The 12,356-nt window shown below is 48.9% G+C and carries 8 protein-coding genes and 1 pseudogene; 6 read left to right on the top strand and 3 right to left on the bottom strand.

From position 1 onward, the window contains the following. The first annotated feature begins 114 nt into the window (after window positions 1-114). The 3 genes from GWP43_RS07365 (at window position 115) to GWP43_RS07355 (ending at window position 2,861) form a co-directional block, all read left to right on the top strand. Entirely contained in the window at window positions 115-792 is a 678-nt protein-coding gene (locus tag GWP43_RS07365) for an ABC transporter ATP-binding protein (RefSeq protein ID WP_162663628.1), read from the top strand. Between the two features lie 258 nt (window positions 793-1,050). Then, the gene (locus GWP43_RS07360) at window positions 1,051-2,544 is read left to right on the top strand and encodes an NFACT RNA binding domain-containing protein (RefSeq protein WP_162663627.1); all 1,494 of its coding nucleotides are present in this window, start codon (window positions 1,051-1,053) and stop codon (window positions 2,542-2,544) included. Window positions 2,545-2,564: 20 nt separating this feature from the next. Then, window positions 2,565-2,861, top strand: a complete 297-nt coding sequence (locus GWP43_RS07355) for a hypothetical protein (RefSeq protein ID WP_162663626.1) — start codon at window positions 2,565-2,567, stop codon at window positions 2,859-2,861. Window positions 2,862-3,061: 200 nt separating this feature from the next. Here the strand turns inward: GWP43_RS07355 and GWP43_RS14805 are convergent, their stop codons facing one another. Both GWP43_RS14805 and GWP43_RS14800 read right to left on the bottom strand, forming a co-directional pair. Next, the gene (locus tag GWP43_RS14805; RefSeq protein WP_230977589.1) at window positions 3,062-3,535 is read right to left on the bottom strand and encodes a hypothetical protein; all 474 of its coding nucleotides are present in this window, start codon (window positions 3,533-3,535) and stop codon (window positions 3,062-3,064) included. A gap of 226 nt (window positions 3,536-3,761) precedes the next feature. Then, on the bottom strand, window positions 3,762-4,256 hold the full coding sequence (locus GWP43_RS14800; RefSeq protein WP_230977588.1) for a hypothetical protein: 495 nt from the start codon (window positions 4,254-4,256) through the stop codon (window positions 3,762-3,764). A 702-nt stretch (window positions 4,257-4,958) separates the two neighbouring features. Here GWP43_RS14800 and GWP43_RS07345 point away from each other — a divergent pair. Further along, window positions 4,959-6,275: an SUMF1/EgtB/PvdO family nonheme iron enzyme gene (locus GWP43_RS07345; RefSeq protein WP_162663625.1), complete on the top strand. Its 1,317-nt coding sequence runs from the start codon at window positions 4,959-4,961 to the stop codon at window positions 6,273-6,275. A gap of 483 nt (window positions 6,276-6,758) precedes the next feature. Next, window positions 6,759-7,625 carry an Rpn family recombination-promoting nuclease/putative transposase gene (locus tag GWP43_RS07340; protein ID WP_162663624.1) on the top strand — a complete coding sequence of 289 codons (867 nt, stop codon included), beginning with the start codon at window positions 6,759-6,761 and terminating at the stop codon, window positions 7,623-7,625. 50 nt (window positions 7,626-7,675) lie between these two features. Here the strand turns inward: GWP43_RS07340 and polA are convergent. Further along, a pseudogene (gene polA, locus GWP43_RS07335) lies at window positions 7,676-10,622 on the bottom strand (DNA polymerase I). Between the two features lie 123 nt (window positions 10,623-10,745). Here polA and GWP43_RS07330 point away from each other — a divergent pair. Beyond that, the gene (locus tag GWP43_RS07330; protein ID WP_203232466.1) at window positions 10,746-12,344 is read left to right on the top strand and encodes a CTP synthase; all 1,599 of its coding nucleotides are present in this window, start codon (window positions 10,746-10,748) and stop codon (window positions 12,342-12,344) included. Window positions 12,345-12,356 lie beyond the last annotated feature (12 nt).

The following is a 12,356-nucleotide window of genomic DNA, read 5'->3' as shown; positions in this document are numbered from 1 at the left end:
CTTTAACGCTGACATTTGTTTTGTCACGAAAGTTGTTTGATGTGTCTTTACTGCTGCTATGCGCATCGGCAAAGATACAAATGCGGGGTAAGCGAGGTATGGTAGGGAACGTATATGAAAGGTGATTCGATGGGTTTTCCGATAAATAGAGAGAATGATGAAAGTGAGGCGTTTCTCCGGCTTGTCTGTTTGACGAAGCGGTTGCCGTCAAAGACTATCAGTCTTTCCTGTTCGGTAGAAAAGGCGGGGACGCTTGCGCTGCTCGGTTCGTCGGGATGCGGTAAGTCAACCGTGCTTAAAATGATCGCAGGTTTATTGCCCGCCGATTCGGGAAACGTCTTTTTAAACGGACACGATATTACCGATGAACCCATCAAAAAACGCAACATCGGTATGGTCTTTCAGGACTATGCACTGTTTCCTCATTTAAGTGTCGAAGACAATATCGGGTACGGCCTCGTTTCGCAAGGGATATCCAAAAGGGAAAGCAGGCGGGCTGCTGCGGAATGGCTCGAACGTTTCGGTTTGACCGGTATGGAAAAAAGACGGATTGAAGGACTCTCCGGCGGGGAGCGGCAGCGCGTTGCCCTTGCACGGACGCTTGCAGTAAACCCGCTCGTGGTCTTGTTCGACGAGCCGCTTTCCGCCCTCGACGCTCCGCTGCGGCTTAAACTCCGCGAAGAGCTCAAAAAACATCAAGCCGAAATGCAGTACACGGCAATCTACGTTACCCATGACCGCGACGAAGCCGAGTATCTCGCCGACAACATCATCGAAATGCCTTCCTCCTGATCGAAATTTTAGGTATCATTTCTTTAAGCTCAGGGCAAACGCATCAGACCGATAGATGCCATTTCACAAGATAACGGATACTACTGCCTAGAACCAGTGCTTTTGAAAATAGATGGTGTAGCTACAAGGAGTTAGCTGAAAATAAAGCGCAGGCGTATCTATGATACGTTGAGCATTTATTTTCAGCGTGCGACGCAGTAGATGCGCCGTATATTTTCAAAAGTATCTGATGCGTTTGCCCTGTGACTGGAGGTGGAGATGTCGCTTAATTGCGCTGAAATTGATAAGATTCTGGAAGAGCTCGATTTGGAAGGCTCATACATACAAAAGGTGGTGCAGTCATCCTATTCAGTGATGGTGCTGCACCTCTATAAGACCCGGCCGATGAGTTTGGTCATCTGTCTTGAACCGGGGGCGTGCCGCTTGCATGAAACTACGCGGAAAATCCCCAAGTTCGACAAGCCGCTCCGTTTTATGGAGCTGCTCCGTTCCCGGCTCCGCGGCGCCAAGATTACCGAAGCTGTTCAGCTGAACAATGACCGCATTGTCAGGCTTTCGTTGGAGACCTCTTCAGGTATGCTCTACCTCTATATCCGGCTGTGGAGCGGGGCAGCGAATATGCTGCTTGTCGATAACGGCATTATCGTCGATGCCTTTTACCGCCGCCCATCCCGCCATGAAGTGAGCGGAGAGCCGTGGCAGCGCCTGCCGGGAGAAACCGAAGCTGCTGTGACGGACGTTGAAGCAAAGACCACAGAAAGTACATCTATCACCGTGTCGCCTATAGCCGCTGACAAACCGATAAAAACCTACACCGTCCGCAGCTATGATACATCCAAGACCTTTAATGAAGCGATTGACGAATGGTACGCGCGGCAGGCGCCCGTACTTTCGCTCGAAGCGCTACGTGCGGAAGCGGAGCGCTTTTACGGTCTTAAAATAGAAAAGATTTCCCGCGCGCTTGAAAAACTCGAAGCGAAAAAGCATTCGTTCTTGCAGGCTGATACGCTGAAACATCAAGGCGATTTACTCTTGGCAAATCTCTATCGGATTCCGCAGGGTGCCTCTTCCGTCGAACTGGAAGATTATGCGGCGGACAACCGGATTATCCGCATCGCCCTCGACCCGAGAAAAACCGCGCAGGAAAATGCCGCCGGATACTATGAGCGGTATAAGAAAGCTGTTTCGGGGCTTGAGGCGCTCACCGATGACATCGAAGCTTCCAAGCAGACGCTCGCCGCGCTTAACGAAGAACTTGCAAAGCTGCGGGTTGAAGAAAATCCTTACCTTATCGAAAAGGTGCTGCACAAGCGGAAGATACCCGTGCAGCGGAAACAGGCGGCTCAAGAAAAAGAGCGGCCGGGACTTACGTTTTACCATGACGGGTGGATTCTGTATGTCGGCAGGACAGCCGCCGAAAACGATGAGCTGTTGAGGCACCACGTGCGGGGCAAGGATATGTGGCTCCATGTGCGGGACTATTCCGGCGGCTATGTCTTTATCAAAAACCAAAACGGAAAGACCGTTCCGCTGCCTGTGCTGATTGCCGCGGGGAACCTCGCCGTGTTTTATTCAAAGGCGCGCCGGAACGGACAAGCCGATCTCTACTACACTGCAGTGAAGGATTTGCGGAGGGCGAAGAACGCACCGAAAGGAACCGTGCTCCCGTCAAACGAAAAAAATCTTTCCATTAAACTTGATCCGGTAGTTTTGAAACAGCTTGAACAATCGCGGGGTGAAGCGCTGAACTAATGTGTACGTTGTAATATTTAATGGGTAACTATATTTTGGGCGTTCCGGTCGGTCAAACATCGACACGGATGTCAATGGTTGACCGACCGTCGGGCTTTGCGGGGTTTCGCTGGCGCTTCATTCCTTTCGGAACAGCTGCGCTGCCCTTCCAATCCCTAACGCTTATTATCGATGCCCATTACCAATTAATTTGTTTGCAGGAATGCCGTATGTGCCCCGTAATTCCAGCACTTTTGAAAATAGTGATACCGGGGATACAAGGCGCGTGTAAAAAACAACCGGAGACGTGCCTTTTGCACGTTGAGGATTTTCAGTAGCGGCAGGGATGCCGCTGGTTATATCAGAAGCGATGTTTCAGCATCGCTGAAACTCGCTGCCAAAAGTGTACAAGGATGTACACTTTTGGCAATGCAACGCCGTAGACGGTATGCATATTTTCAAAAGGCCCGTATTTACTCACGTAAAAATCTAACCGAAAGGATTGCGGTTACTCATGTAAAAATCTAACCGTAGCTATCTATGACCAAGACTGAGCCATAGAGATAAGTTTACTCTGCAAGCATTGCGTTGTTTCAAGCAGTTGTTGTAAATCCAAGTTGTTCTTCCTGCGGCACAGCTCAGCTTTTACCGCCTCGCTTACATCAGAGCTTTCCATCAGCCTGCAATACGGAGTCTTTGCCGTATCATATTTCTTTGTGACCTTTGCGTCTATCCGTTTTTTTGAAATAATTTTCATCGAAGGAAAAAAGAAATTGACCAGTGTATTATACTGCTGATAAAGGTCAGCCATAACCGCTCGCGCAGCTTCTCCCTCAAAGCGATAGTAACCGACAATGTGCCTTACGACACTATCATTTTTCTGTTCAACAAAACAATTATCATTCTTTTTATACGATCGGCTCCGAGTGAAGATAATCTCATTACTTTTACACCATTGCAACAGCTGTGTATTTTTGAACTCACTTCCGTTGTCGCTATCAATACCTTTCATCTGAAACGGGCTTTTCTTTCACATCTTCTATTGCTTCTTTTACCCAACGATGAGCTTTGTTTAAAGGGCTCGGTTTTCCGTCCAGCCTGAATGGACATCGGTAAGGGTAAGCGTGCAAATATACTGTCCTTGGGTACTTATGCCGCAGTTGGCAACGGTGTCAACCTCAAAAAAACCCGGCTTACGTTCATCCCAATCGAAAAAGGTACGGATGGGGATGAGCTTGTTAAGATTCTTTGCAGGTCGTGTTGTTGAAATACCGCGGATGGAATGTTTTGGAATTTCCGGTTTGAGAATCCTGCCGACTGTCGCGCTTGATATGCGGGTGAGTTTTGTTTTCAGTTTTCATCATAGCTGAACTTTTGAGCAAAGTAATCGATATTATCCCGAATGAACGGCACAAGACGTTTTGCACACAGATACATCGAAAAAATCCACAGCCGGATGACTTCTTGTTGTACGTCTTGCCCGTAGTATTTTCATACTTCCGCTTTTTACCTGTCTTTGTAATGACCTGTACGCTCTGTCTTGCGACATTGTTAAAGTGCGTGACTTTTACGTAGGCACTGTTTTTCAGAACGTGAATGGCATACTTTCGATTGTAACCGGTTGTTGCGATGAACTCATCGATTATTTTCGTCTTGTTCTTTTTGCTTGCCGTACAGTAACGCTTCGCCGTCTCTTCGGTTAATTTCTTTTTCGTTTTCATGTCTAACCCCATTGCGCCCTTCCTTTGGGCTTCTATTTTGGGTTAGATTTTTACGTGATGCACCGCTTCTTTTTCGGTTAGATTTAACGTGAGGCAATGCGAGCCCTTGCATTTCTCAATATTTACTTCTATACTATTTCTATGCTGAGTTTCAGAACTGGATCACTACAGTATCAATTATCTTCTCACAACGCGCAAAAAAAGATGCAAAAGATACTTGACACGCATAAAATAAGCGGCAACACTTACTCAGCAACTCAGCAACTCAGCAACTCAGCAACTCAGCAACTCAGCAACTCAGCAACTCAGCAACTCAGCAACTCAGCAACTCAGCAACTCAGCAACTCAGCAACTAGACTGTGCCCTGATAAACGGGCGTTTTTTTCATTCAGACAACGACATCATTATATTTTCTCATCAATTTTTGCAGACGACAACCGTGCTGTTAATCTTTTCCATATTAAACCGCAAAGAGTACCACGTATGCGGAGAGTACTGTTGAGCAGTATACAGCCGTGTATCCTGCTCAACGCGAGTTTTTTGCAGAGCAAAAAACATCGCTACTGCGTGGAACCACCGCCGTCTGTGGCGGTATTGAGAGCGATGTACCGTATAAGGCATTTAAAATCTTACCATTTTCTGTACGCTTTGCGGTTGCATTAAGAACTAAACCGTTTAGCGGTTGAAAATATATAAGTGCTAGGAGGAACAATTATGGATAAAAAAGGAAGAACGAATCGGCTGTTGAGCCGGTTGGCAGTAGGATTGATGCTTGCTGCAATGGCCTTGTTTACCGGATGTCCGAATAAGATAACGGTTAAACCGGTAACATTTGAAGTAACGTTTAGCGCCGGGGAACACGGTACGCTCAAAGCGAAAGCGGACGGCATAGCGGAAACGGAGACGAGCCCTATAACCATTGAACAGGGTAAAACAGTAACCTTTAGGGCGACGCCTGATTCAGGCTACAGGGTAAAGGGCTGGACGTGTGATGGAGAAGCCGTAAACGGCACGAACGCTTTCTATTCGTTTACCGTTACAAAAGGCGTTGAGGTTAAGGTGAGCTTTGAAAGCAACAGCGTCCCGCCTACACCGCCTTCCGGCGATGTCGGTAGTTTTGAAGATACAGGCGACAATTTTATAAAAATAAGTCCGCCTGCAGCGGGGATTACCGGTAAAGATCCGACATATACATTGCCGGGAACGGGAGATGATTGGAAAGGGGTATTCCGCGCAGGGCGTAAGGTAACATTGAGCCCTTATAAGCTTGGCAAAACGGAAGTGCCGTATAAACTGTGGAAAGAGGTATACGATTGGGCGACACAGCCTGCGAATGGATACAAGTTTGCCAATGCAGGAGTAAAAGGTAAAGATGGAAGCGGGAGCGAAGAAGAGCCGGTAACGAGTGTAAGCTGGCGGGACTGCATAGTGTGGTGTAATGCGTATACCCAGAAAATCAAAGGGGAGGGGGAATGCGTCTACCGCAAAAAGGACGATCATACCGTCGTATTAAAAGACGCAACGGACGGAGATGCCTGCGATAATGCATCTGCCGATATGAGGAAGAAAGGGTATCGCCTTCCGACGGAAGCGGAATGGGAATATGCAGCTCGGTGGCAGGGAAGCGACAACACAAATGCTGAACAATACGGAGAAGTATGGCTTACCAAACTGAACAGCGCGAGCGGAGCGAAAGCTGACTGGAATAATGCGGATGCGACAAAAGCGGTTGCATGGTATGGTGATAATTCAAACAGTAAGACCCATCCTGTAGGAGAAAAACGGTCAAATGCACTAGGCTTACACGATATGAGCGGGAATGTATGGGAATGGTGTTTTGACTGGTATGGCAATATCGAAGCTGGAGATGGTACTGACCCGCAGGGTGGCGCGTCTGGCGTGCGCCGCGTCATACGCGGCGGTAGCTGGAACAGTATCGCGGGGGGCTGCGTCGTCGGTTATCGGAACCTCGGCATCCCCGACTTCTACTACGTCTATCTTGGCTTTCGGGTGGCTATGTCCAAGAATTGACGTCCTTGTCAATTCTTGGACGCGAGTTTTGGTAGGCTCCGCCTGCCAAAACGTCGCTATTGCGTGGAACCACCGCCCTCCGTGGCGGTACTGAGAGCTCACACAAACGGTGTGAACCGTCCCTGATGAAAAATGTACATCCTTGTACATTTTTCATCGACGAGTTTGAGGCATTTCCGGCATGGAAGCCGGTCGTGTTAGTCAGAAACGACGTTTTCCAAAAGCGATGCTTTTGGAAAACTCGCAAGTCAATTTACAACACGGACGTTGTAAATTGACGAAACGTCGCTGCTGCGTGGAACCACCGCCATCCGTGGCGGTATGCGGCGAAACCGAACAGGCAAAATGGGTAGGTGTGATAAAATAAGCATTTAATACAAACTTGTGATTTTTTCTTCATTTCTTTAGCCATTTTTGCATCTGTGCTTTATATATCCTGTAGGAACTACCGCCGTCGGTGGCGGTGCACGGAGGTGAATTACTATGAGAAAACACAATCGCCGTTATAAGGACTCGGTCTTTGTCGATCTTTTCAGTAATGATAGAACTGCAAAAGATAATTTTTTAGCGCTGTATAATGCCCTGTATAATACGAATTATCAGTCTACAGATATATTGAAAAACATGCGGCTGAAACAAACAATGTATATGTCATTCGCTAATGACGTATCGTATCTCGTTGATAATAAAATTATTGTCCTTGCGGAACATCAGTCTACCGTAAATCCGAATATGCCATTAAGATGTCTTGAATATGTTACGCGGTTGTATGAGCATATTCAAAATCCCCGCGATCGCTATTCACGGACTCTTAAAAAAATCCCGGTTCCGGCATTTTACGTCTTTTACAATGGAAGAGAAACCATTCCTGCACAAAAAATACTAAGGCTTTCGGATTCCTTTATTAGGCAACCTGAAACGCCAACTCTTGAGCTTGTTGTAAAACTGATAAATATCAATTATGATAAAGATAGTCGAATAGTAAAGCGTTGCGAACCGTTGGGACAATACAGCCTGTTTGTGGATGCAGTACGTCGGCATATTGCAGTTGATAAAGAGCATGGGTTTGAAAATGCGATTAAAGAATGCATCAAAAATGATATACTGAAGGAATACCTACAAAGAAAATCACGGGAGGTCATAAACATGTTAATAGCCGAATATGATTACGATACCGATATTGCAGTACAAAGAGAAGAAAGTTTAATGCTTGGGATACAACAAGGAGAAGCTCGCGGTTCCCGCCAAAAAGCGCTTGAAACCGCAAAGACAATGCTAACTATGGGGTATCCACTCAATGATATTTGTAAAATTTCGGGACTCTCTCAAGCAGAAGTAGAAGCTCTATAAGAATCAAGCTCTGGAACCAAGGCGGGTTCTTAGGGCAGAACCCTGACACCTTAATGGAAATCTCCCCAGCAGCTGCCTGCTTCGATGCTGACACGGAGCGGGACGGCGAGTTCGACGACGTGTTCCATCTCTTGTTTTAACAGTGCTTTGACGGTATCGACTTCCGCATCGGGCGCTTCGAGGATTAGCTCATCGTGTACCTGTAACAGGAGGCGTGCCTTTAACTGCTGCTGCTTCAATGCGCGGTCTACACGCAGCATTGCCGTTTTGACGATATCGGCGGCGGAGCCTTGAATGGGCGTGTTGACGGCGATCCGTTCCGCTGCGGCGCGCTGCGTTTGGTTCTTGCTGTTGATGGCTCGGATATACCGCCGTCTGCCCATCAGTGTTTCCACAAAGCCTTTTTCCGCCGCCGACTCTTTGAGCGTTTCCATAAAGGCGGATACTCCCGAATAGGTAGTAAAGTAGCGGGTAATAAACTCGGCCGCCTCGGTGCGGGATATGCGCAGTTGGTTGGCGAGCCTAAATGCGCTCATACCGTACATCACCCCGAAGTTGATCACCTTTGCAATGCGGCGCATATCGGGGACAACGTTCTCGACCGGTACATTAAAGATGAGCGCAGCCGTCGCCGCGTGGACATCGGTTCCGTGCCGGAATGCCTTTACTAAATTTTCATCTTGCGAAAAATGAGCGAGGATAACCAGCTCGATTTGTGCATAGTCGGCGGAAATCAGTTTACAGCCGTCTGCTGCGTAGAACGCCTTGCGGATTTTGCGGCCTTCTTCTCCTCTGATCGGAATATTCTGCAAGTTCGGATCGCGGCTCGAAAGTCTTCCTGTCGCAGTCCCGGTTTGAATAAAACTGGTGTGTATCCGCCCGTGTGTATCGGCAAGTAGGGGCAGTGCATCGGCGTAACCCGATTTCAGTTTTGCGGAGGCGCGGTAATCGAGAATTTTTGCGGGAAGTTCATCGATGGCGGCAAGCTCCTCAAGCACGGAAATATCCGTAGAGTAGCCGGTCTTTGTTTTTTTACCGGTCGGCAGTTTCCGTTCGGTGAACAGCACTTCCTGCAGCTGCTTAGGGGAGGCGATGTTAAAGGGATGGCCGACCAGCTTGTAAATTTCCGCTTCGTCCCGTGCAAGCGTATCCGCCAATTCTTCAGAAAACGCGGCTAGCTCTTCTTTTTTAAGGAAGATACCCTGTGCTTCCATATCTGCAAGGAGCGGCATCAGCGGCATTTCAAGCGTTTCAAAAAGCGCGGTGAGGTTTGCCTGTTCCAAGGCGGGCTTATATATGTGGTATAATTGCAGGGTGAGGTCTGCATCCTCCGCCGCATACGCAGTCGCTTGCGGAAGGGGCACCGCCGCAAAGGTATGACCCTTGGGTACGACGTCTTTATAGTTAATGCCCTGCAAGCCGAGCTGCGATTCGGCAAGGTTCTCCAGTCCGAAACTGAGGTTATCAGGTTCGAGCAGCCATGCCGCTATCATCGTATCGAAGAGGCGGCAGCCGGCGCGGGTAAAAATCTTTGCCGTCCGCAGCACCTGATAGTCAAATTTGCCGTTGTGCAGTATCAGAGTAAGCGCTTCATTGCTCCAGAGCCGCGCGAGTAGTTCCTTTGCGGCGGCAAGGGGCATCACGGTGAAGGGCTGTTCCCCCAGTTCGGGCGCCGGTGCTTTGAGCGGTACGTAGATACCGGTTCCGGCTTTTAAGCTGAGCGAAAACCCGACAAGAGCGTCGTACAGCGGGTTGAGGCCGGTGGTTTCACAGTCAAAGGCGGCAAAGCCCTGCGCTTCGGCTGCTGCGATAACGGCTTCGAGTTCTTCCGCGTCCGTTACGGTGCGGTACTCGCCGGTATTTTTACGGAGCTCCGCTGGTACTGTACCGTTACCGGCTTCCGGTGCGCCGTCAGCGCCGCCTATCGATTTTGTACCGGTCGCCAGTTTTGTACCTGCGCCTGCCGCTTTCATGCCGGTTCCGGCAGACGAGGCTGCTTTGCCGCGGGAAATCGCATTGCCTGTACCGGAACCGATCTCTGCCGAACCGTTATCCGCTGACCCGCCGGTTGCTGCGGTATTCGGCGCGGCCATTGCACCGGCCATGCCTGCTTCTTCGGCAGCCTTTGTATACAGTTCGCCGAGGCGCGGCAGCTCATATTCTTTTAGCAGCGCAGCCGCCTCTGTGTAGTGCAGCGCATCGCAGCGGTAATCTTCGATCGAGCCTTCGATGGGAATATCGGCGGCAAGCGTTATCAGTTTTTTTGAAAAATACGCGCTCTCCTTTCCGGCAGCCAATTTCTTTTGTACGGCTCCCGCAATGGAATCGATATGTTCATACACAGCGTCGAGCGTACCGTAATCCTGCAAAAGCTTTACAGCCGTTTTGGGGGCCGATGCCCTTTACGCCGGGGATATTGTCCGAAGCATCGCCGATGAGCGAAAGGTAATCGAGCATCTGTGCAGGTGCAACCCCCCAATGCTCCTTAACCTCTTCGATGCCGCAGTGCGCCAAGGCTTCACTCTTATCGGGTTTAAGCACCGAAACAAAATCTCCTACCAGCTGCGCCAAATCTTTATCTCCGGAGATGATAACACAGCGGAGGCCTTCTTGTGCAGCGCGGCAGGCAAGGGTTGCAATAATATCATCAGCCTCAAAACCGTCTTTGCGGAGGCAGGTGATACCGAGCGTTGTCAGTATTTTTTCGATATGCGGAATCTGAGCGTGCAAATCTTCCGGTGTCTTGTCGCGGGTTGCTTTGTATTCGGGGTACCATTCGTGCCGAAACGTCGGCGTGCGGGAATCGAAGGCTGCAAGAAAATACTGCGGCCGGTATGTTTTTAAAATCATCGCAAGACTTCTAAAAAAGCCGTAAAGCGCGGAAACATTTTCGCCCGCCTTATTGGTCAACGGATGGCTGACAAAAGCGAAGTAAGAGCGGTAAATTAAGCCGTAGGAATCAAGTAGGTAGAGCGTGTCTTGTGTATGCTGTGTCATGGGGATGAGTGTATCATAAAACGCCCCGCAGTCATAGCGGAGTGGTGGGATTTCACGATACTGTGTTCGGCATGGGCATATTGATTGCGGAAGCCCTCATAATATGCTATAGTAGCGTACATGATGAAAGCTCGTTTTATTTTTATTACCGGCGGGGTTGTTTCTTCCCTTGGGAAAGGCATTACCGCTGCATCTATCGGACTTTTGCTGAAAAGCAGAGGTTTTTCGGTTATCAATCAAAAGTTTGATCCTTATTTGAATATCGATCCGGGAACGATGAATCCCTATCAGCATGGAGAAGTTTTTGTAACGGAGGACGGCGGCGAAACCGATCTCGACCTCGGTCATTACGAACGGTTCACTGATGTTGCTTTGCATAAATTTAACAGCCACACGGCCGGAAAAGTGTATCTTTCCATATTAGATCATGAGCGGGCTGGGGACTATTGCGGAGCGACCGTACAGGTTATCCCGCATGTTACCGACGAAATTAAACACCGCATTATGCAAACGGCGGAGCAAACCGGCAGCGATATCGTTATTACGGAAATAGGCGGTACGGTCGGCGACATCGAATCGCTCCCTTTTATAGAAGCGATTCGGCAAATTCGGAACACAGTCGGCAGAGAACATTGCCTTTTTATCCACCTCGGTCTTTTACCGTACCTAAAAGAATGCGGCGAGCTTAAAACCAAACCCATGCAGCATAGCGTTAAAGAGCTGCTCGGCTTCGGAATTCAGCCCGATATCATTATGTGCCGCAGCGAAAAAAAGCTCAGTAAATCCATCCGCGAAAAGCTCAGTCTTTTTTGCAATGTCAGCCAAGATGCCATTATCGAAAATCTTACCGCAAAGTCTATCTACGAAGTTCCGCTGATGCTGGAAGAAGGGAACCTCGGTAAAAAAATCTGCGAGCTTTTCAATATTCCCAATTCCGAACCCGATTTACAGTCGTGGAAGGAAATGGTTGAGTCTTATTATCATCCCGAAAAAGAAGTAACGGTTGCCCTCGTCGGCAAATACACCGAGCTGCCCGATGCGTATTTAAGCGTAAGCGAAGCGTTGACCGCTGCAGGGGTCTATCACCGCGCACGTGTAAAGCAGCTGTGGATTGACGCAGCGAAGATTACGGATGCGGCAAAGGCTGAAGAATTGTTAAAAGATGCACAGGCGATTATCGTTCCGGGCGGTTTCGGTGAGCGTGGCATTGAGGGGATGGTGCTTACTGCGGAATATGCGCGCACCAAGGGCGTTCCCTATTTCGGTATTTGCCTTGGAATGCAGATTGCCGTTATCGAATTTGCCCGCCATGTACTTGGGTTGGAACGCGCGCATTCCTCCGAGTTTATCAAGAATTGTGAACCCGTTATCGACTTGATGCCCGATCAAAAAGATGTGCAGCTCGGCGGTACGCTCAGGCTCGGTTCTTTCCGCTGTATGGTTGCGGAGAACAGCAAGGCGGAGCAGGCTTATAAAATGCACGAAATTCGCGAGCGCCACCGGCACCGCTATGAATTTAACAATTTGTACCGCAGCCGGTTTGAAAATACCGACATGCTGCTTTCGGGAATCAATCCTGAGCGCAATTTAGTGGAAATCGTCGAGCTGAAAAATCATCCGTGGTTTTTAGCGGTACAGTTTCATCCCGAGTTTGCCTCCCGTCCGAATAAGCCGCATCCGCTATTCCGTGACTTTATCGGAGCGGCGCTGGCACGAACCTAAGGAGATGGCCGT

This window comes from Treponema vincentii, from assembly GCF_010365865.1.
Lineage (GTDB): Bacteria > Spirochaetota > Spirochaetia > Treponematales > Treponemataceae > Treponema.
Note: the sequence above shows the minus strand (reverse complement) of the source record. Positions and strands in the feature narration are given on the sequence as shown.

Excerpts from the sequence above, each read along its gene's own strand:
- GWP43_RS07365 (WP_162663628.1), top strand. The coding sequence starts at position 115 with ATGAAAGGTGATTCGATGGGTTTTCCGATAAATAGAGAGAATGATGAA.
- GWP43_RS07360 (WP_162663627.1), top strand. The coding sequence starts at position 1,051 with ATGTCGCTTAATTGCGCTGAAATTGATAAGATTCTGGAAGAGCTCGAT.
- GWP43_RS07355 (WP_162663626.1), top strand. The coding sequence starts at position 2,565 with ATGGGTAACTATATTTTGGGCGTTCCGGTCGGTCAAACATCGACACGG.
- GWP43_RS14805 (WP_230977589.1), bottom strand. The coding sequence starts at position 3,535 with ATGAAAGGTATTGATAGCGACAACGGAAGTGAGTTCAAAAATACACAG.
- GWP43_RS14800 (WP_230977588.1), bottom strand. The coding sequence starts at position 4,256 with ATGGGGTTAGACATGAAAACGAAAAAGAAATTAACCGAAGAGACGGCG.
- GWP43_RS07345 (WP_162663625.1), top strand. The coding sequence starts at position 4,959 with ATGGATAAAAAAGGAAGAACGAATCGGCTGTTGAGCCGGTTGGCAGTA.
- GWP43_RS07340 (WP_162663624.1), top strand. The coding sequence starts at position 6,759 with ATGAGAAAACACAATCGCCGTTATAAGGACTCGGTCTTTGTCGATCTT.
- GWP43_RS07330 (WP_203232466.1), top strand. The coding sequence starts at position 10,746 with ATGAAAGCTCGTTTTATTTTTATTACCGGCGGGGTTGTTTCTTCCCTT.